This is a genomic window from Lentzea roselyniae (assembly GCF_039537795.1).
GTDB lineage: Bacteria > Actinomycetota > Actinomycetes > Mycobacteriales > Pseudonocardiaceae > Lentzea > Lentzea atacamensis.
Genome location: NZ_BAABBE010000005.1, coordinates 399,902 through 417,852, shown reverse-complemented (window position 1 = coordinate 417,852; position 17,951 = coordinate 399,902). Strand labels below are relative to the sequence as shown.

Annotated in this window: 23 protein-coding genes; 6 read left to right on the top strand and 17 right to left on the bottom strand. The window is 68.4% G+C overall.

Annotation, left to right across the window (positions count from 1 at the left end; all coding sequences use genetic code 11):
- Nucleotides 1–174: 174 nt before the first annotated feature.
- Nucleotides 175–1,281 carry a glycosyltransferase gene (locus ABFX45_RS11850; RefSeq protein WP_233440255.1) on the top strand — a complete coding sequence of 369 codons (1,107 nt, stop codon included), beginning with the start codon at nucleotides 175–177 and terminating at the stop codon, nucleotides 1,279–1,281.
- Between the two features lie 17 nt (nucleotides 1,282–1,298).
- Here the strand turns inward: ABFX45_RS11850 and ABFX45_RS11845 are convergent, their stop codons facing one another.
- From ABFX45_RS11845 to ABFX45_RS11820, 6 genes are all read right to left on the bottom strand, one after another.
- Nucleotides 1,299–1,682 carry an STAS domain-containing protein gene (locus tag ABFX45_RS11845; protein WP_170155348.1) on the bottom strand — a complete coding sequence of 128 codons (384 nt, stop codon included), beginning with the start codon at nucleotides 1,680–1,682 and terminating at the stop codon, nucleotides 1,299–1,301.
- A 117-nt stretch (nucleotides 1,683–1,799) separates the two neighbouring features.
- Complete coding sequence (locus ABFX45_RS11840; protein WP_325049674.1) at nucleotides 1,800–2,168, bottom strand: response regulator; 369 nt, start codon at nucleotides 2,166–2,168, stop codon at nucleotides 1,800–1,802.
- On the bottom strand, nucleotides 2,165–3,190 hold the full coding sequence (locus ABFX45_RS11835; RefSeq protein WP_233440254.1) for a PAS domain-containing sensor histidine kinase: 1,026 nt from the start codon (nucleotides 3,188–3,190) through the stop codon (nucleotides 2,165–2,167). The genes ABFX45_RS11840 and ABFX45_RS11835 overlap by 4 nt, the downstream gene beginning before the upstream one ends.
- Nucleotides 3,191–3,206: 16 nt before the next feature.
- Complete coding sequence (locus ABFX45_RS11830) at nucleotides 3,207–3,572, bottom strand: ATP-binding protein (protein WP_109641962.1); 366 nt, start codon at nucleotides 3,570–3,572, stop codon at nucleotides 3,207–3,209.
- A gap of 70 nt (nucleotides 3,573–3,642) precedes the next feature.
- Entirely contained in the window at nucleotides 3,643–4,263 is a 621-nt protein-coding gene (locus ABFX45_RS11825) for a response regulator transcription factor (protein WP_109641960.1), read from the bottom strand.
- Nucleotides 4,264–4,268: 5 nt separating this feature from the next.
- Nucleotides 4,269–5,300, bottom strand: a complete 1,032-nt coding sequence (locus ABFX45_RS11820; protein WP_346129620.1) for an FAD-binding oxidoreductase — start codon at nucleotides 5,298–5,300, stop codon at nucleotides 4,269–4,271.
- A 70-nt stretch (nucleotides 5,301–5,370) separates the two neighbouring features.
- Between ABFX45_RS11820 and ABFX45_RS11815 the strand changes: the two genes are divergently transcribed.
- Nucleotides 5,371–6,243, top strand: coding sequence for a LysR family transcriptional regulator (locus ABFX45_RS11815; protein WP_109641955.1), 873 nt, complete (start codon nucleotides 5,371–5,373; stop codon nucleotides 6,241–6,243).
- 205 nt (nucleotides 6,244–6,448) lie between these two features.
- A complete protein-coding gene (gene tuf, locus ABFX45_RS11810) occupies nucleotides 6,449–7,633 on the top strand; it encodes an elongation factor Tu (protein WP_346129618.1) in 1,185 nt (394 codons plus the stop codon).
- A gap of 81 nt (nucleotides 7,634–7,714) precedes the next feature.
- Here the strand turns inward: tuf and ABFX45_RS11805 are convergent, their stop codons facing one another.
- From ABFX45_RS11805 to ABFX45_RS11770, 8 genes are all read right to left on the bottom strand, one after another.
- Nucleotides 7,715–7,873, bottom strand: a complete 159-nt coding sequence (locus tag ABFX45_RS11805; protein ID WP_170155347.1) for a hypothetical protein — start codon at nucleotides 7,871–7,873, stop codon at nucleotides 7,715–7,717.
- A gap of 293 nt (nucleotides 7,874–8,166) precedes the next feature.
- The gene (locus ABFX45_RS11800; protein ID WP_109641951.1) at nucleotides 8,167–8,832 is read right to left on the bottom strand and encodes a DUF6766 family protein; all 666 of its coding nucleotides are present in this window, start codon (nucleotides 8,830–8,832) and stop codon (nucleotides 8,167–8,169) included.
- Between the two features lie 27 nt (nucleotides 8,833–8,859).
- Nucleotides 8,860–9,810 carry a TIGR03557 family F420-dependent LLM class oxidoreductase gene (locus ABFX45_RS11795; protein ID WP_109641948.1) on the bottom strand — a complete coding sequence of 317 codons (951 nt, stop codon included), beginning with the start codon at nucleotides 9,808–9,810 and terminating at the stop codon, nucleotides 8,860–8,862.
- On the bottom strand, nucleotides 9,807–11,564 hold the full coding sequence (locus ABFX45_RS11790; protein ID WP_109641946.1) for a thiamine pyrophosphate-requiring protein: 1,758 nt from the start codon (nucleotides 11,562–11,564) through the stop codon (nucleotides 9,807–9,809). The genes ABFX45_RS11795 and ABFX45_RS11790 overlap by 4 nt, the downstream gene beginning before the upstream one ends.
- Nucleotides 11,561–12,283 (bottom strand): metallophosphoesterase family protein, encoded by a 723-nt coding sequence (locus ABFX45_RS11785; protein ID WP_109641944.1) that lies wholly within the window; start codon nucleotides 12,281–12,283, stop codon nucleotides 11,561–11,563. The genes ABFX45_RS11790 and ABFX45_RS11785 overlap by 4 nt, the downstream gene beginning before the upstream one ends.
- A complete protein-coding gene (locus ABFX45_RS11780; RefSeq protein WP_109641942.1) occupies nucleotides 12,280–12,528 on the bottom strand; it encodes a BON domain-containing protein in 249 nt (82 codons plus the stop codon). Before ABFX45_RS11780 ends, ABFX45_RS11785 begins: the two co-directional genes overlap by 4 nt.
- Entirely contained in the window at nucleotides 12,491–13,081 is a 591-nt protein-coding gene (locus ABFX45_RS11775; protein ID WP_109641939.1) for a nucleotidyltransferase family protein, read from the bottom strand. The genes ABFX45_RS11780 and ABFX45_RS11775 overlap by 38 nt, the downstream gene beginning before the upstream one ends.
- A 36-nt stretch (nucleotides 13,082–13,117) precedes the next feature.
- On the bottom strand, nucleotides 13,118–13,624 hold the full coding sequence (locus ABFX45_RS11770) for a GNAT family N-acetyltransferase (protein WP_346129613.1): 507 nt from the start codon (nucleotides 13,622–13,624) through the stop codon (nucleotides 13,118–13,120).
- Nucleotides 13,625–13,709: 85 nt separating this feature from the next.
- Here ABFX45_RS11770 and ABFX45_RS11765 point away from each other — a divergent pair, with 85 nt between their 5' ends.
- Nucleotides 13,710–13,934: a zinc-ribbon domain-containing protein gene (locus ABFX45_RS11765; protein WP_170155346.1), complete on the top strand. Its 225-nt coding sequence runs from the start codon at nucleotides 13,710–13,712 to the stop codon at nucleotides 13,932–13,934.
- Between the two features lie 61 nt (nucleotides 13,935–13,995).
- Here ABFX45_RS11765 and ABFX45_RS11760 read toward each other — a convergent pair whose 3' ends face one another.
- A complete protein-coding gene (locus ABFX45_RS11760) occupies nucleotides 13,996–14,580 on the bottom strand; it encodes a DUF998 domain-containing protein (protein ID WP_109641934.1) in 585 nt (194 codons plus the stop codon).
- Nucleotides 14,581–14,717: 137 nt separating this feature from the next.
- Here ABFX45_RS11760 and ABFX45_RS11755 point away from each other — a divergent pair, with 137 nt between their 5' ends.
- Complete coding sequence (locus tag ABFX45_RS11755) at nucleotides 14,718–15,401, top strand: SRPBCC family protein (RefSeq protein WP_346129610.1); 684 nt, start codon at nucleotides 14,718–14,720, stop codon at nucleotides 15,399–15,401.
- Nucleotides 15,398–16,225: an alpha/beta fold hydrolase gene (locus ABFX45_RS11750; protein ID WP_346129608.1), complete on the top strand. Its 828-nt coding sequence runs from the start codon at nucleotides 15,398–15,400 to the stop codon at nucleotides 16,223–16,225. The genes ABFX45_RS11755 and ABFX45_RS11750 overlap by 4 nt, the downstream gene beginning before the upstream one ends.
- Here ABFX45_RS11750 and ABFX45_RS11745 read toward each other — a convergent pair.
- Together ABFX45_RS11745 and ABFX45_RS11740 are read right to left on the bottom strand one after the other, a co-directional pair.
- Nucleotides 16,135–17,340 carry an MFS transporter gene (locus ABFX45_RS11745; RefSeq protein WP_346129606.1) on the bottom strand — a complete coding sequence of 402 codons (1,206 nt, stop codon included), beginning with the start codon at nucleotides 17,338–17,340 and terminating at the stop codon, nucleotides 16,135–16,137. The genes ABFX45_RS11750 and ABFX45_RS11745 overlap by 91 nt on opposite strands.
- Before the next feature lie 28 nt (nucleotides 17,341–17,368).
- The gene (locus ABFX45_RS11740) at nucleotides 17,369–17,947 is read right to left on the bottom strand and encodes a Pr6Pr family membrane protein (protein WP_346129605.1); all 579 of its coding nucleotides are present in this window, start codon (nucleotides 17,945–17,947) and stop codon (nucleotides 17,369–17,371) included.
- Nucleotides 17,948–17,951 lie beyond the last annotated feature (4 nt).

Genomic DNA, 17,951 nt, shown 5'->3' with positions numbered 1-17,951 from the left:
CCAAGCCCTTCACCTGGACCGCCTCCGCCGACGAGATCCTGGCCAAGGTCCGCGTTGTCCAGGCCAGCGTCAAGAAGCTGGTCGACAACAACGCGAAGTAAACCCAACAGGATCACGAGACACTAGTGTGGGTTGGTGCGCATTCTCTTTTCGAGCTTAGGCTCGCACGGACACATGTACCCCTTACTCCCGCTCGCGATCGCCGCCCGCGAGCAGGGACACGACATCGTCTACGCCGTCGACGCGGGATTCCAGGAACCGGTGCGCAATCTGGGTTTCACCCCGGTCGACGCGGGCATGAGCATCTGGGATGCCTTCAAGGTGGCGAACAGTTCACACGGCACACCGGAGTTCAAGCGGGAGATGTTGCGGCAGACCGCCGTCGACGCTTTCGGTTCCGTGCTGCCACGCAGGTTCGTCGAGGACCTGACACCGATCGTGCAGCAGAACAAGCCCGACCTGGTCGTCTTCGAGATCATCAACCCCGGCGCCGGCGTTGTTGCCCTGCAAGCTGGAATTCCGGCGGTGTGCCACGGCTTCGGCAAAGTGGACGACACGCTGGTTCCGGAGGCCATGCGCGACCTGTTCCTGGAGTACGTCGCCGAACTCGGCATCAGTTTGCCGAATGGGCAGCATTACGGACTCGGATCGCCCTACCTCGACGTGTTTCCGCCGTCTTTGCAGGATCTGGCGTATCTCTCCGGCGTGCAGCGGATTCCGATGCGACCGGTCCCGTTCGCCGAACCGGGAGAATTGCCCGGCTGGGTGGTCGAGCACGCGAGGCCGCTGATCTACCTCACCTTCGGCACCGCGTTCGCGAACGAGGACGTGCTGCGGACCGCGATCGCCGGTCTGTCCGAAGTGGACGCCGAGGTGCTGGTCGCGACCGGGCCGCTGGTCGAGCCGTCCGCGCTGACCGGCGTGCCGGGCAACGTGCACGTGCTGCCGTGGGTGCCTCAGGCCGATCTGCTCGCGCACGCAGATCTCGTCGTGCACCACGGTGGCGCCGGCACGACGGTCGCCGCGATGGCGTTCGCCGTGCCGCAGGTGGTGCTGCCACAGGGAGCCGACCAGTTCCGCAACGCCGAGATCGTCGCGAACGCGGGCCTGGGTGCGCAGCTCGTCGGTGAGCAGTTCACCTCGGACGCCGTGCGCGAGGCCGTCGGCACTCTCCTGCACAGCACCGACGTGCGCACCGCCGTCGACGGCATCGCCGCGGAGATCGCCGCGATGCCGCACCCGGACGACGTCGTGCCGAAGCTCGTCGAACTCGCCGGTTGAAGCCGGGAAACCGGTGCCTACTCGCTGGGCACCGGTTTCAGCACGGACAACGCCTCGTCGACAGAGTCGTGCAGCGACAGGACGTCCGCGACTCCCGTCACCTGCAACGGTCTCTTCACCACGCGATGCGGTGCCACGACGTGGAAGTTCTTGCAGTGCTCGTCAGCCAGCTCGTGCGCCGTGATCAACGTGGAGATGCCGGTCGAGCCGAAGAAGCTGACCGCCGTGAGATCCACGACGACAGCTGGGCCACCGGATTCGAAGCCGAGCCGCAAGGCGTCCAGCACGACGTCCGCCGTGTCGACGTCGATCTCACCTTCCACCGTGACGACCATCACTCCGGTGACCTCGGCGGCACGCACCGTGAGCAGTGGCGATTCCCTGAACAGATCTTCGTTCACCAGCACTCCCCGGTGGCCGAAGCGCATAGATACCGTTCCGAGCACCCTGCTGAACCCGGCTGATACTTCGACGTTACGGCTGTTGCTTCCACACCACAACCTATTGCTGTGTGCAACCTAACGCACACCAAGCCTGCGCACGGCCGCGACCAGTTCGGCGTTCGGCACGCCTTTGGCCAGGTAGTCGGCCACGCCCGCGCGGCGCATCTCGTCCACCGCGCCCACGTCGGTGTAGGCGGAGAACGCCAGGATTCGCGTCCTGGGTGCGCGGTGCAGGATCTCGCTCGCCGCGCGCGAACCACCGCCGTGCGGCATCCGGACGTCCAGCACGACGACCGCCGGCGAGTGCCGCTCGGCCAGCTCGACGGCCTCGCGGGCGTCCGACGCGACCGCCACCACCTCCAGGTCCGGCTCGTCGTCGAGCACGTCACGAAGGACGTCCCTGATCAGGGGATCGTCGTCGGCGATCAGCACCCTGACGATCACGGCCGCACGTCCGGGAGCCAGAACTCGACCACGGTGCCGCCGCTGTCCTGCGTGCTCACGGTGCACCAGCCACCTGAGGCCTCCGCGCGTTCCCGCATCTCGATCAGGCCGAAGTGACCCGCGTTCGGGTCGAGATCGGGCAGCCCGACGCCGTCGTCCACCACCCTGACCAGGAACCCGCGATCCACTGTGGACATCTGGACGGCGACGGAGGAGGCCTTGGCGTGCTTGCGGACGTTGGTGAGGGCCTCCTGGCAGATGCGGAAGATCGTGATCGCCGCGTCGTCGCCGGGCTCGCGTTCGAGGTTGTTGTCGACCTGTCCCACCATGGCGGTGTCGGCGAGGTACGCGGCGAGCGAGTCGCGCAGCCCCTGCCGCTCGATGCCGGGCGGCCGGACGCGGAAGACCAGGTTGCGCAACCTGCTGATGGCGGTACGAACCGCGTCGTCGAGCTGCTCGACGGACTCTCGGTGCTCCTCCGGCAGCTTGCGGGTGAGAAGCTGCAGCCGCATGTCGACCGCGACCATGGCCTGGATCGTGTCGTCGTGGACGTCCCACGCGATGCGCTGCCGTTCCCGCTCCTGCGCCTCGACGAGGTGGGCGAGGAGCCTGCGCCGGTCGGTGAGCTGCTGCTCGGCGCGCCGCCGTTCGGTCATGTCCCTGGTGACCTTGCCGAACCCGCGCAGCTCGCCGGTGTCGTCGTAGAGGGCCGTGATGATCACATTCGCCCAGAACCGGGTGCCGTCCTTGCGCACCCGCCAGCCCTCGTCCTCAAGCGCGCCCTCGGCCTTCGCGACCCGCAGCTCCCACGCCGGCTTGCCCGCCCTGACGTCCTCCTGAGGGTAGAACGTCGAGAAGTGCCGTCCGATGATCTCCTCGGCGGTGTAGCCCTTGATGCGCTCGGCGCCCTGGTTCCAGCTCACGATGTGCCCGCCCGGGTCGAGCATGAAGATCCCGTAGTCGCGCACGCCCAGCACGAGCAGCCGAAAGAGGTCGCTCTCCCTCCACGAGTCCGGTTGCACGGCCTCATCATGCGGGTCAGGCCGTCATCTCACACCAGACAACGTTCTGACCAGCACGTACGGTCATACCCCAGCTCTCGCTGAGCCTGGCGACGAGCTGTTGACCCCAGCCGAAGTCACGCAGCCGCGGCCAGGCGGTGTCGACGATCTCGACCAGCAGCCGGTCCCTGCCGCCGAGGATGCGCACGAGCGGGCGGCCACTGCCGTGGCGGACGGCGTCGGTCGCGAGTTCGCTGACCACCACCACGACGTCCTCGTGGCAGCCGAGGTAACCGCAGACGGACGCGGCGCGGCGGGCGAAGTCGCGGGCGAGTGCCACGCCGCCGCGCCGGTCGACCTCCGGCAGCGAGAACACAGCTTCGGTGAGCGAGCTCGTGGCCACTGCTGCACAGTGCCTCAACCAGGCTGACGGGGGCAGACGCAGGCCAACCAAGCCGTCTGGTGCATCTGCATCAGTCCAGCAGGCCTTCGCGGCGGGCGATCGACACCGCCTCCAGCTTCGACCGGGCACCGAGCTTGTCGAGCACGCGCTGGACGTGGTTGCGCGCGGTGTTGCGGGCGACGCCGAGCCTGCTGGAGATCTGTTCGGTGCCAGCACCGTCCGCGAGCAGCAACAACGTCTCCTGCTCGCGGGCCGTGAGGGTGGTGCCGGCGATCCTGACCCGGCCGGTGAGCCGGTCCAGCACACCCGCGAGCAGCTTCGGGTCGAACACCACCTCGCCGTCCGCGACCCTGCGGACGGCCTCGACCAGCTCGTCCAGCCGCGCCGACTTGAGGATCAGCCCGGCGGCACCGGCCTCGGCCACGCGGGCGGCGACCGACGCGGTGGCCTCCCCGGTCAGCACCAGCACCCTGGCACCCCCTTTGACGAGCTCGGGGATGAGCGTGGTGCCGTCGCCATCGGGCAGCCTGCGATCGAGGAGGACGATGTCGGGCCTGGCCCGGCGGGTGTCCGTGAGCGCGGTCGCGACGGTGGTCGCGCGGGCGACCACCTCGATCCCGGCACGTTCCAGCGCCAGCCCGATCGCCTCGGCGACCATGTCGTGGTCCTCCACGAGAACCACTGTGGTCATATCGGTCAGCCTACGGCGTAACGGAAATTTCGCGCACTGCCGACGACGAACGATCGCACTTCGTCGAACACCTCAGCGTGCGACGCTTCTGCGCCGAGCTGCGGCGAGATCAGCTTGAGGAGGTGGGTGGCGTTCGCGGTGAGGGCGCCACCGAGCGGCATGAGGCCGAGGAAGACCGGCACCTCCGCGTTGGCCGCCTTCTCCCGGACGCGGTGCAGCGCGTCCAGCGGCAGGTCGCTGAGCAGGACGTTGTCGCCCTGGTAGGTGTGCGGTGGCAGTGGCTTGCCCGCCGCCGCCGCGAACGGCTTCCGGCCGCACTCCTCGATCAGCCTCGGCGCCACGCGGAGGTGGTCGAAGTCGAACGGCTGCGTGCTCGCGCAGGTCACCCGGACGACGCTGCGGCCACCGAGCGGTCCGGGGAAACCGGCGGGGAAGGCGATGGTCGTCAGCGACGCCGTGACGTGGTCCGGCAGCTCCCACTTGTGGAAGGCCTCGAAGACCGCTTCCGCGTGGGTGACGTCGAAGTACAGCTCACCCGCGTGGACCAGGTCGATCGGCAGGAGCTCGAACTCCAGCGCGGTGACGACGTCGCCGGCCGTCTCGGTGGCGCGGACGCGGTCGCTCGCGAAGCCGAACTCGCGCGCCAGCACGCTGTAGCCGCCGCCGAGGGTGTAGCCGACGACACCGACGTCGCTCGCGTCGCCGCTGAGCGGAGCGAGGCCGTGCGGTGCTGCCTCTTCGAGCACCTGCTGCCAGATCGCGCCCGCTTCCACCCGCGCGGTCCTGGTTTCCGCATCCACCTCGACCGCGTTCATGCGCTTGGTGGAGATGAGAACGCCGGTGGTCGTGGTGGTCAGGCCGTGGCCGGTGGCTTGGACGGCGTGGTCGAGGCCGTGGGTTTCCGCGTACCGCAGGGCTTCTTCGACGTCCTTCGCGCTCTCCACAGCGAAGATGACCTGCGGTTCGTGGCGGAGTCCGGTCTGGAAGCCGCTGCGTTCCTCGTCGTAGCCGGTGTCACCGGGGTGGAAGATCTGCATGACTTCAGCATGGTTGTGGTGCGGCTATATGTACAAGATCTAGTTGTGCTCGCTTCTATAATCGTTGGTTATGGAGCTTCGCCAGCTGGAGTACTTCGTCGCGGTCGCCGAGGAGGCTTCGTTCACGCGGGCCGCCGAACGGGTGCACGTCGCGCAGCCGGGGGTGAGTGCGCAGATCCGGCGGCTGGAGCGGGAGCTCGGGCACGACCTGCTGGACCGGTCGGGGCGCACGGTCACGCTGACCGACGTCGGCGCGGCGGTGTTGCCGTTGGCGCGGGCGGCGTTGCAGTCGGTGGAGTCCGCGCGGCGGACCGTCGAGGAGATGGCCGGGCTGGTGCGTGGTGCCGTGCGCGTCGGAATGGTGGTGTCGTGCGGGATCATGGACCTGCCGGAGTTGCTGTCCTCGTTCCACTCGCTGCACCCTGACGTCGAGATCACGTTGGTGGAGGCCAACTCCGATTCTCTGATCGCGTCCCTTCTGGACGGTCAACTGGACTTCGCTCTGGTCGGGTACGCCGGTTCGACACCTGAAGGGCTGGCAGTCCGGGTACTGGCCGACGAGCCGCTCGTGGCCGCGGTGTCCGCTTCGGATCCTTGGTACGGCAGGGAATCCGTGTCGCTGGACGAGCTGCTGACGCGCGGGTTGATCAGCCTGCCACCGGGGACGGGGTTGCGCGGGGCGCTGGACGCGGCTTGCGGCGGACGGCAGCCGCGGATCGCGTTCGAGGCTTCGGCGCCACCGATGGTGATCATGCTGGCCCAGCGCGGGCTCGGCCCGGCGATCCTGGCGTTGTCGATGGTTTCCGAGCTGCACGCGGTGCGGATCACCGACCCGTCGCCGTGGAGCCGGCTCGGTTTCGCGTGGCGTTCCGCCGGTCCGCACAGCCCCGCCGCCCGTGCGCTGATCAGGCTCGTGGAAAACCGGATGACAGCGAATCCGTAGGTCTGTCACGATCACGGCATGTTCCTGACGGCTGAGCTCAACACGTGCGCAGGTGTTCCTGCGGGCGCGCTCGCCGTTGCCTCGGCACAGCTGGCCGGCGCCCGAATCTGACCCTTCTCCAGTCCTCTCCTTCAGGACCGCTGGAGGAGGGTTGTAGCGATCCACGGGTTCTGAGATCCCAGCTGCAGCTTCGAGGACAAGGGAAATGAAGCAGGAGTTCGTGCGCGCCAAGCCGCACCTCAACATCGGCACCATGGGTCACGTCGACCACGGCAAGACCACGCTGACGGCCGCCATCACCAAGGTTCTGTCCGAAATGGACCCGTCGGGCACCACCTTCACCGCGTTCGACCGCATCGACCGCGCGCCGGAGGAGCTGGCCCGCGGCATCACGATCAACATCGCGCACGTCGAGTACGAGACGCCCACGCGTCACTACGCGCACGTCGACATGCCCGGCCACGCCGACTACGTGAAGAACATGATCACGGGTGCGGCGCAGCTGGACGGCGCGATCCTCGTGGTGTCCGCAGAGGACGGCACGATGCCGCAGACGCGCGAGCACGTGGTGCTGGCGCGCCGTGTGGGCGTGCCGCACGTGGTGGTGGCGCTGAACAAGGCCGACGCGGTGAGCGACCCGGAGCTGCTCGACCTGGTGGAGCTGGAGATCCGCGACCTGCTCTCCCGCTACGGCTTCGACGGCGACGCCACGCCGGTGGTCCGCGTGTCCGGTCTGCGGGCGCTGCAGGGCGACCCGGAGTGGACCGCTTCGGTGGTGTCGCTGCTGGAGGCCGTGGACGCGCACGTGCCGGTGCCCGTCCGGGACCTCTCCGGGCCGTTCCTGATGCCGATCGAGAACGTCATGACCATCACCGGTCGCGGCACCGTCGTGACCGGCGCGGTGGAGCGCGGTGTCCTCGGCCTCGGCGACGCGGTCGAGGTGGTCGGTCTCGGTTCCGCGGTGACCTCGGTCGCCACGGGCATCGAGACGTTCGGCAAGCCGATGCAACAGGCCCAGGCGGGAGACAACGCCGCGGTGCTGCTGCGCGGTGTCCGTCGCGGCGAGGTCAGGCGCGGCCAGGTGCTGGCCCTGCCGGGCAGCGTGGCGCCGCACACGAGGTTCCGCGCGTCGGTGTACCTGCTGTCCCACGCGGAGGGCGGCCGGCACACCGGTATCGCGTCGAACTACCGGCCGCAGTTCCACTTCCGCACCGGCGACGTCGTCGGCGTGGTGGAGCTGGCGGACGGCGCGCTGGCGATGCCGGGAGACACCGTCGAGGTCACGGTGGAGCTGGGCAAGGCGGTGGCGATGGACGCCGGGCTCGGCTTCGCGATTCGCGAGGGCGGCAAGACCGTGGGTGCCGGCACGGTCGGCGAGATCCTCGCGTAGAGGCGGTGGCGACGGCCCGAGAAGGTGGTCGCGCTGCCTTGTAGAAGGGCGCGGCGGGACAACACGTCCCGCCGCGCTTCCTCATCGGCAGGTGAGGAGAGCGCGCAGCTCGGCGTGCTCCGGGGTCGGCGACGAGCGGGCGAGGTAGAGCCGGTCGAGCGGACGGACGAGTTCGAGCAACTCGCGGGCCGCCTTGGCGGGCAAGGTGTTCAGCACCGTGCGAAGGAATGCGCGTCCCACGGCTGGATCGTCATCGTCGCAACACGGACATGGATTCAGTTCGATCCTGTAGCGGGCGATGGCGGCCGACGGGCCGCGCACGAACCGAGCCCAGCCCTCGAGGGCTTCAGCGGTTCTGCCAGTACGGAAGCGCGCGCGTTCGAGCTCAGCTACGCACCGCGTCGTGAGTGCGGAAACACGCGGAATCTGACGGACCGGCGGCGGCCGCCGGAACGGCAACTGTGCGCGGACCTGTGCGGGGCGCCTACGCGGCATGGCCCTTTCTGGTGGTCATGCCGCTGATTCTGCCTGACCTAGCCAGACTCGTCACTCACCGAGTGAGCCGAACCCACCGGTTTCGACTCGGGCGAGCCGCGTTGCCTCAGGTAGACGCTGAGAATCGCCATCGACGCGATCGCGAGGAACTCGGACTGCCAGTTCTGCAGCGACCGGTTCCAGAAGTCGGCGCTCAGGAAGTACTGGAACAGGCCCATCTTCTCGGCCAGCGGGTCGGAGTTGTTGGCGTACCAGCCGGCGACCCACTGCATGGACCAGGAGAACAGGAACAACACCAGCATCGCCAGTCCCAGCGACTTCGAGAACACCGCGGTGCGCCAGCCTCCCGCGCGCGCCCACGTCGGCGACGACTCGGTCGCGTACTGACCGACCTGCTGTTCCTTGTCGCTCTCGTGACCGACCTTGCCCGCCGGCTTGGACTCGGGCGAACCCTTCTGGATCAGCCAGACGGTGGCGGTGACGTACAGGAAGAACTGCAGGTACTCGGACTGCCAGTTCTCCGTGACGTCGACCAGGTAGTCGGCGGAGAACAGGTAGGACCCCAGGGACAGCAACGGCTGCCCCAGCGCGGCCTGACGCTCGTTGTAGTCGGCGTGGCCCGTGAACAGCTGGCCGACCAGCGCCGCGAGGAAAAGCCCGGCAAAAACGAGCGTCAGGCTGTGCTCGCGCAGGAATCTCCTCATAGGACCGGATGCCCTGCGCACCTGCGTCTAAACATCGATCAACGGCGTGACTTCCTTGGCCCAGAACTCGAAGAACTCCTGCTGGTTGGTCCCGATCTGCTGCACGTAGACCTCGTCGAACCCGGCGTCGGCGAACTCCTTGATCTTCTCCGCGTACTTCTCCGGATCCGGGCCACACGGAATCGACGAGCGGATCATCTCGGGCGTGACCAGTTCGGACGCCTGCTCGAAGTGGCGCGGTGTCGGCAGCACCTGCGCCAGCTCGCCGGGCAGGCCGTCGTTGGGCCACAGGCGGTGCGCGGTCTTCACCGCGTCCTCTTCGGACTCCGCGTAGCAGACCTTCAGGCCGCTCTGCGCCGGTCCGCGCCCGCCTTCTGAGCGGTACTGCTGCACCAGGTCACCGGACGGGCCCACGCAGATGTAGCCGTCGCCGCACCGGGCCGCGAGCTTGACCGCCTTGGGACCGAACGCGGACACGTAGATCGGCACCGGGCGTTCGGGCAGCGTGTAGACGCGGGCGTTCTCGACCGTGTAGTGCTTGCCGTGGTGCGTGACCTCGTCGCCCTGGTGCAACGTGCGGATGAGGCCGATCGCCTCCTCCAGCATCTCCAGCCGCACGTCCGCGGACGGCCAGTGCGTGCCCAGGACGTGCTCGTTCAGCGCCTCGCCGCTGCCGACGCCGAGCACGAAGCGGCCCTCGCACTGCACGGCCGCCGTGGCCGCGGCCTGGGCGATCACGGCCGGGTGGATGCGGAGGGTGGGGCAGGTGACTGCGGTCGTGATGGGCAGCGACACGGTCTCGGACAGCGCGCCGATCGTGCCCCACACGAACGGCGACTGGCCCTGCTCGTCGTTCCACGGGTGGTAGTGGTCGGAGATCCACAGCGCCTCGAAGCCGTGATCGTCGGCCATCCTGGCGTGCCGGACGAGCTCACGCGGGCCGTGTTCTTCTGAGGAAAGGAAATAGCCGAGCTTCACGGCAACAACTCCTGGATCTTGGTCTGCAGGCCGCGGCGCAGCACCTCCCACGCGTCGGGGTCGCCGCGCAGCACAGCCTCGGTCATGTCCTTGATCTGGTCGAACGTCGCGTGCGGCGGGATCGGCGGCACGTTCGGGTCGCAGCGCACGTCGAGCACCACCGTGCCCTCGGACGCCAGGGCCGTGTCCCAGGCCGGGCCGAGCTGGTCCGGCGAGTCGACCTCGATGCCCTGCAGGCCGATCGACCGCGCATAAGCCGCGTACGACAGGTCGGGCAACGTTTGCGACTCCTCGAACTTCGGCGCGCCACCCATCGCGCGCAGCTCCCACGTGACCTGGTTGAGGTCGTTGTTGTGGAACACGCACACGACGCATCGGATGCCGTAACGCTTCAACGTCAACAGCTCCGCCATGCCGTTCATCTGCATCGCGCCGTCGCCGACCAACGCGATCAACGGACGTGTGGGCTGAGCGAAGGCGGCACCCAACGCATACGGCACAGCGCACCCCATCGTGGCCAGCGTGCCGGACAACGACGACCGCACGTTGCCGTGGATGCGCAGCAACCGCGCGTACCAGTTGGTGGCGGAACCCGAGTCCGCGGTGACGATCGCGTTGGCGGGCAGTCGTTTCGACAGCTCCGAGACGATCAGCATCGGGTTGACCGGGTCGGCGGGCACGGCGGCCTGCCGTTCCACGACCTCCCACCAGCGCTCGACGTTCGCCTCGATCGTGTGCCGCCAGGAGCGGTCGGTCTTGCGCTCCAGCAACGGGATCAGCGACCGCAACGTCTCCCGCGCATCGCCCACGAGGTTGACCTCGGTCGGATAGCGCATGCCGATCGCGCGGCCGTCGACGTCGATCTGCACGCCGCGGGCGGCACCGTACTTCGGCAGGAACTGCGAGTACGGGAAGTTCGATCCGACGATCAGCAGCCGGTCGCAGTCGCGCATCAGCTCGTACGACGGCCGCGTGCCGAGCAACCCGATCGACCCGGTCACGTACGGCAGGTCGTCGGGCAGCACGTCCTTGCCCAGCAACGCCTTCGCGACACCGGCACCCAGCAGGTCAGCGACCTCGCGCAGTTCCGAAGCCGCACCGCGGGCACCCTGACCGATCAGGATCGCGACCTTCGACCCGCTGTTCAGCACGTCGGCCGCGCGCCGCACCTCGTCGTTCGCCGGGACGACACACGAGGAGGACCGCGACGGCGGGCTCGACGGGATGTACTTGAACTCGTGCTTCGGCGGCTCGTACTCCTGCTCCTGCACGTCGTTCGGGATGATCAGGACGGCCGGCGCGCGATCGGCCCGTGCCGTGCGCATCGCGCGGTCCAGCGCGTTCGGCAGCTGTTCCGGCACTGTCACGTCGACCAGGTACGAGGCGACGTCGCGGAACAACGAGTGCAGGTCGACTTCCTGCTGATAGCTGCCGCCCTGCGCGGTGCGGGCGGTCTGTCCGACGATCGCGACGACCGGAACGTGGTCGAGCTTCGCGTCGTACAGGCCGTTGAGCAGGTGGATCGCGCCCGGGCCCGATGTCGCCAGGCACACACCGACGTCGTCGCTGAACTTCGCGTAGCCGACCGCGGCGAACGCGGCCATCTCCTCGTGCCGCGTCTGGATGAACCTCGGGTCGTTGTCCGCCTTGCCGAACGCGGCCACGATCCCGTTGATGCCGTCGCCCGGATACGCGAACACCTGCTTGACGCCCCAGTCGCGCAACCGTCCAACGATGAAGTCACCGACGGTCATGCGTTCGCACCTTCCATCACGTAGACCGTGTAGGCGGACCGGATGATCGGCTGCGCCACGTTGCGGACCCGCACCCCGCCCGGTGTCATGCCCTGCTCGGTGCCGAAGTGCGCGTGCCCGTGGATGGCGAGATGCGTGCCGGTCGAGTCGATCGCCTCGCCCAGCAGGTACGAGCCGAGGAACGGGTAGATCTCCGGCGGCTCTCCGCGCAACGTGTCCGGCACCGGCGCGTAGTGGGTCAGCGCCACCTTGATGTCCGTGTCCAGTTCGGACAGTGCCTGCTCCAGGGTCTCCGCGATGTCACAGGTGTGCTGGATGAACGCCTTCATCTCGCGCTCACCGAACGCGCTCCCGCACTTGCCGGCGAACCCGCCGCCGAAGCCCTTCACGCCCGCGACGCCGAGCGTGCAGCCGTTGATCCGCGCCTCGAACGTCGTGCCCTCCAGCACGTGGATGCCCTTGTCCTGCAACGTCTTGGTGACTTCGAGCGGCTTGTCGTCCTGGTGGTCGTGGTTGCCGAGCACGGCGACGACGGGCACCGGCAGATCCGCGAACTCCTCGGCGACCACCTGCGCCTCGGCGACCGTGCCGTGCCGAGTCAGGTCACCGGCCAGCAGCAGGACGTCCGCGTGCTCACCGACCTTCTCGAGGGCCGGGCGGAGCCTGCCGCGCATGTCCTCGCCGAGATGGATGTCGCCGACAGCTGCGATCCGGATCATCGCAGGTCCTCCTCACCCTCCGGTTCTCCAGCCGGCGTCACCCGCACGTCGTTGAAGATCTTCAGCTCGGGCGCGGCCTCGTGCAGCACCTCTTCGAGCGCCTTCCGCCGTTCCGCGCACGCCACGTCGCCGGAGAGCATCACGTGATCACCGCGCACGGTGACCCGCACGCCGAGCTCGGCCGTTCTGGGGTCCTCCGCCATCGCCCTACGCAGGTTTGCCGCGAGGTACTGCTCGGATTCCATTGCCCCTCCCGATGATCTCCAGGCGTTCGATGAGCACCAGGAACGCCTCCGCGTACGGGGAGTGCTTGGTCTCCTCGCGCACCTGGTCCCAGTCGATCTGCTCTCTGAGGGCGCGGGCGAACGGCAGCAGCTCGCTGAAGTCGCAGCGGTGCCCGTCCAGCACCAGCAGCTTGCTGCTCAGCACGAACGTCGCCGGCATCACCGGCAGCACGACCGAACCGACGGGAAGCTCCTCGGCCATGGCCAGGATCTCGTCGGTGACCGGGCGCTCGTTGGGCCGGAACAGCAGGTCCACCAGCGAGTCGCCGTCGTAGACCTTCAACAGCCAGTCCTCAGGGGGCTCCGCGGCTCGCAGGCCGCGCTGCACGAGGACGCGGACCGCCTCGGCCGCGTCCTGTTCACGCACCAGCAGGTCCACGTCGTGTTCGCTCGCCGGCCCACCGCGCGCATAACCCGCGCATCCGCCCGTCAGGGCGAACGGTATCTCCGCGCTGCGCAAGGCGTTCGCGACTTTGGTCAGCGTCCGCAGCAGCTCGTCCTGCACGTCGCTCATGCACAGCCGGTTACCCGGCTGCCCCGGAAGCGAACCTCAGACCTGATCAGTCGCGAGCCGGGCATGGGTCTCGGTGTCGTACCGCACCCCGTCGTAGAGCAGCTTGGCCCGTTCCACACCCTCCGCCCGGAACCCGGCGCCCACCGCCACCCGGCAGGACGCGGGGTTGTCCAGCCGGTGCGCGAGCTCCAGCCGGAAAAGCCCCAGCTCCGCGAACGCGAACTCGCTGACCTCCCGGCAGGCCTTCGTGGCCAGCCCCTTGCCGCGCGCCTCGGGCAGCACCCAGTACGACACCCACCCGGTGAGGTGGCGGAGTTCGACGTTCGACACCGTGACGTTCCCGACGGGTACGCCGTCGTCCAGCACGGCGAAGGCGTACGCGGCACCCTGGACCTGCCGGGCCGTGCACAGCGCGATCCACTCCTCGGCGGCGGCCAGCGAGTCCACCGGAGCGGTGAACTGGCGGTCCATCCCGGGCTCGGCGGCCGCGGCCAGGATGATCGGAGCGTCGCAGGCTTGCCAGGGCCGCAGCAGGTCGTCCACCTGTGCAGCTTCTGAAGATGCCGGGCTCACTGCAACTCGAACAGGACGTCAGACGTCAAAGGGACAGCCAACCCAGGGAGCGCAGATGGTCATTTTCGGCTGGCGGACGACGATCGAGCAGCTGCGGATGCTGTCACTGGTGTGCGGGCACTGCCACCACCAGGCCGCGCACAACCTGTTCCGGCGCTACACGAAGCCCACCATCTTCTTCATCCCGCTGTTCACCATCAGCAGCAGGTACGGGCTGCAGTGCACGTTCTGCGGGGTGTCCTACGACATCAGCAAGATGCACGCCCATCAGCTCGTCTGACGGCAGGCCGCACAACCGGGCGCGTCCTCGTCGGTGGTGACGCGCCCGCACTCGGGGCAGATCAGTTCGAGTAGGCAGACCGGCTCAGCTTCAGGGACACGGCCGAGGTCCACAGCCAGCCGATCGTCGCCACCACGTAGAGCAGCACGGTGCCGGACGGGTTGCCCAGGAACGCCATCGGCACCATCAGGAGCACGCCCGTCAGGCCGCTCATCACCGCCAGCCATCCCCCGAGCCTACGCGCGAACACGAAGCACGCCCCGATCCAGCCGATCATGGCGAGTCCGAACGCCACAGCGTGCAACGCGCCGTGCCAGGACATCGACGACGGTGGCCCCTCCGGTGCGCCTGCCGGGAAGCCCAGCCCGGGATCGGCGACGAACACCCCGCCGAGGATCATCCCCACGCCCATCAGGCCGATGAGCCGCGCGCCCCATTTGGTGTGCTTCGCCATGCCGCTGGCGGCGATGACGAACAACGCGCCGCTCACGACGAAGTTCGCGATCTGGATCCAGCCGAGCGAACCGAGGCTGAGCATGCTGAACGGGTGCCGCGAGAGGTCGAAGCCCTCGCGGGTGAAGGCCTGGGCGTAGCCGACGACGAGGTAGAGCGGGCCGGCGACGACACCACACGCGATGCGGGACATGGGTTCCTCCTGACGAAGTTGGTGGCGAGAACGGAACCACCGACAACTTTTTTTGTCAAGACTAGAAGCACTGTCTTGACTAAGAGAGTCGTCGGCGCCAGGATGGGACCATCCACGAAGCCAGGAGGGGAGAACTGATGGGCCACGGGTTCGAGGGCACTGAGGAGATCGAGGTGCCGGCGTCCGTCGAGGACGTCTGGGAGGCCATCGCGACCGGTCCCGGCATCGACTCGTGGTTCATGGGTCGCAACGAGGCGGAGAACGGCCAGGTCAAGCTCGCGTTCGGCGAGTACCGGCCGACGCACGAGATCACCGCGTGGGACCCGCCCCACCACTTCAAGCACGACAGCGGCGTGGAACCCGACGGCCGGTTCATCGCCTACGAGTTCATGGTCGAGGGCCGCGACCACGGCAGCACCGTGCTGCGGATGGTCACGAGCGGCTTCCTGCCCGGCGACGACTGGGCCGACGAGTTCGAGGCGATGAAGCTCGGTGGCGCGCTGTTCTGGCGGACGCTGGTCGAGTACCTGCACCACTTCCCCGGCCGGACCGCCCGCCCGCTCACGGTGTTCGGGCCGATGATCAGCGACTGGAACGCGGCCTGGAAGACGCTCGACGAGGCGCTCGCGGAGAAGCTCCCCGGCGCCGTCGAGTACCACCGCAACGCGCACACCCTCGGACTGCGCACCGAGCGCGGCATGTACCGCTTCCTGCGCGGCTTCCACGGTCCGATGATCGCCGCGCACCACGTCTTCTCCGGCGACGAGTCCGAGCAGGACTGGCAGAGCTTCCTCGACACCACCCTGGGAGAGCAGAAATGACGCGCTTCACGACCTCCGCCGACGGCACCGAGATCGCGTACTCGATCACCGGTTCCGGACCCGCGCTGATCCTCGTGGACGGCGCGATGTGCCACCGGAAGTTCGGGCCGACGACCGAGCTGGCGTCCGTGCTGGACAAGAACTTCACCGTCTACACCTACGACCGGCGCGGCCGCGGCGAGACCGGCGACGGCGCAACGCCGTGGTCCCTGGAGCGCGAGGTCGAGGACATCGACGCGCTGATCAAGGTGGCCGGTGGTTCGGCGTTCGTGTTCGGCGTCTCCTCGGGCGCGGTGCTGGCGATGGAAGCGGCGTCACGGCTGCCCGGTATCACCCGGCTCGCGCTCTACGAGGCGCCGTTCGTCGTGGACGACACGTACACGCCGCGACCGGGCGACATCGTGCAGACGATGAATGAGCTGCTGGCGCGCGGCGACCGGTCCGGCATGCTCACGAAGTTCATGAAGATCGTCGGCGCGCCCGGCTTCGGCGTCGCGATCATGAAGCTGACCCCGATGTGGAAGAAGCTGAAGCTCGTCGCGCACACGCTGCCGTGGGACCTGACCATCCTCGGCGACGACGGCCGCGGCTCGAAGCTGCCGGCCGACCGCTGGAACGTCAAGGTGCCGACGCTCGCGATGGACGGCGGCAAGAGCCCCGAGTACCTCCGCAACGCCATGAAGAACGTCGCGGAGGTGGTCGGGAAGGACGTGGAGCACCGGACGCTGCCGGGTCAGACGCACATGTACAAGTCGTCGGTCATGGCGCCGGAGCTGGTGGAGTTCTTCTCACGAGCCCAGCGCACCGCAGGCCCCATCGCGTAGCCGGCCACGACGAACAGCCCGCCGACCACGAGCCAGCCGATCGTGCCCCAGCCGAGCACGACGGTGGTGAGCAGCGCGGGGCCGACCATGCGCGCGACCGCGGTGCCGGTCGCGAAGAAGCCCTGGTACTGGCCCTGCCGGTCGGCGGGCGCGAGGGAGAAGCTGATCTCCCACGCCCCGGAGGCGAGCAACATCTCGCCGAGCACCTGCAGCGCGGCGGCCGCGATCAGCAACGCCGCCGCGGGCCAGGCGCCGGAACTGAACGCCGTCACCGCGAACACCGCGCACGACGCGAACATGATCAGCCCGGCGTGCCGCACGAGCCTGGACGCCTCGCCGAGACCGGTGGCGCGCTTGGCGATCCGCACCTGGAACAGCACGACGGCAGCGGTGTTGAGCACCAGCAGGGCGGCGGCGAGCCACGTCGGTGCCTCGGTCCGCTGCACGATCCACAGCGGGATGATCAGGCTCAGCAGCGGCATGTAGAGCAGCATCACGGCGTTGATCAACGTGATCAGCGCGTACGGGCGGTCCTTCAGCACGTCGAACCTGCCCTTGGCGCGGGTCATCGCGGTCTCCGGCAGCGTGCCCAGAATCGCTGCCGCGGCGAGGAAGCTGAGCGCGTCGAGCACGAACACGGCCGTGTAGGCGGCCTCGGTGCCGAGGTGCAACGCGAACCCGCCCATCGCCGCGCCGATCGCGATGCCCGCGTTGGCCGTGGACTGGATCCGCGCACGGGCTCGCGTCCGTTCCTCCGGCGTCGTGAGACCGGCGAGCAGAGCCTGCCGCGACGCCTGCAGGCCGCTCTGGAAGCTCGCGTACAGGCACATGACCAGCACGAACGCCGCGAAGTTCCGGGTGAGGAGCAGGATCGAGATGCTCACCGCGGTGGCGCTCGCGAGCACTACGGCCGTGGTGCGCGGGCCGAGGCGGTCGGCGACGTGTCCGAGCGCGACGCCGGCGACGGCACCGACGCCCCACGCGAGGGTCAGGGCGAGCCCGACCCGTGCCGCGCCCAGACCGACGATCTGGGTGAAGTACAACGCCGAAACGACGAGAAACCCGCCGTCACCGATGGAGTTCGTCAGCTGCGCGTACGCGAGTCGCCTGGTCATGACTCAGACCGTAGGGCGACGATTGGCCCTAGTCGTGGGACAAGACAGCGCTGTTTTTCTGGGCCAATTTCGTACCGGCCCACGAGACGAAGAACGCCAGCGCACCGAGGATCACGGCAACGGACACGCAGGTCAGTGCGACGTCCATGTACCCACGTGGGCGCGGGTCGAGGAACGGGTACGGGTACCAGCCCACGATCGGCCCGCGGACCAGCGTGTAGATCAGGTAGGCGAGTGGGAACGACAGCCAGATCCACACTCTCGTGGTTCGTTCCGGCGTGAGCAGCCACTCCACGACGACCAGGATCGGGACGACGACGTGCAGCACCCAGTTCGCATAGGCGGGTGTCTGCACGTCGACGCCCTGCAGCAGGACCGCGTACACGATGCCCGTGGTGGTCATGTAGAGCACGGCCGCTCCCCTGATCTGCGGGGAGACCGGTCTGAACACCCCCAGCAACGCCACGCACGCCGCGAACACGTTCGACAGCACGGTGAAGTAGCTGAAGTGGTTGACGGGACGGAACCGGTCTCCCAGCACCACGATCAGGTAGACCTCCGCCGAAAGAACCAGCAGGAACACGGCCATCCGGAGCAGCTTGATCACGGTC

Bases quoted from the DNA above. Each gene is read 5' to 3' on its own strand.
- ABFX45_RS11850 (WP_233440255.1), top strand. From the start codon at position 175: ATGTACCCCTTACTCCCGCTCGCGATCGCCGCCCGCGAGCAGGGACAC.
- ABFX45_RS11815 (WP_109641955.1), top strand. From the start codon at position 5,371: ATGGAGCTTCGCCAGCTGGAGTACTTCGTCGCGGTCGCCGAGGAGGCT.
- ABFX45_RS11775 (WP_109641939.1), bottom strand. From the start codon at position 13,081: ATGAGCGACGTGCAGGACGAGCTGCTGCGGACGCTGACCAAAGTCGCG.
- ABFX45_RS11800 (WP_109641951.1), bottom strand. From the start codon at position 8,832: ATGAGGAGATTCCTGCGCGAGCACAGCCTGACGCTCGTTTTTGCCGGG.
- ABFX45_RS11760 (WP_109641934.1), bottom strand. From the start codon at position 14,580: ATGTCCCGCATCGCGTGTGGTGTCGTCGCCGGCCCGCTCTACCTCGTC.
- ABFX45_RS11785 (WP_109641944.1), bottom strand. From the start codon at position 12,283: ATGATCCGGATCGCAGCTGTCGGCGACATCCATCTCGGCGAGGACATG.
- ABFX45_RS11790 (WP_109641946.1), bottom strand. From the start codon at position 11,564: ATGACCGTCGGTGACTTCATCGTTGGACGGTTGCGCGACTGGGGCGTC.
- ABFX45_RS11780 (WP_109641942.1), bottom strand. From the start codon at position 12,528: ATGGAATCCGAGCAGTACCTCGCGGCAAACCTGCGTAGGGCGATGGCG.
- ABFX45_RS11745 (WP_346129606.1), bottom strand. From the start codon at position 17,340: ATGACCAGGCGACTCGCGTACGCGCAGCTGACGAACTCCATCGGTGAC.
- ABFX45_RS11755 (WP_346129610.1), top strand. From the start codon at position 14,718: ATGGGCCACGGGTTCGAGGGCACTGAGGAGATCGAGGTGCCGGCGTCC.
- ABFX45_RS11820 (WP_346129620.1), bottom strand. From the start codon at position 5,300: ATGCAGATCTTCCACCCCGGTGACACCGGCTACGACGAGGAACGCAGC.
- tuf (WP_346129618.1), top strand. From the start codon at position 6,449: ATGAAGCAGGAGTTCGTGCGCGCCAAGCCGCACCTCAACATCGGCACC.
- ABFX45_RS11750 (WP_346129608.1), top strand. From the start codon at position 15,398: ATGACGCGCTTCACGACCTCCGCCGACGGCACCGAGATCGCGTACTCG.
- ABFX45_RS11765 (WP_170155346.1), top strand. From the start codon at position 13,710: ATGGTCATTTTCGGCTGGCGGACGACGATCGAGCAGCTGCGGATGCTG.
- ABFX45_RS11825 (WP_109641960.1), bottom strand. From the start codon at position 4,263: ATGACCACAGTGGTTCTCGTGGAGGACCACGACATGGTCGCCGAGGCG.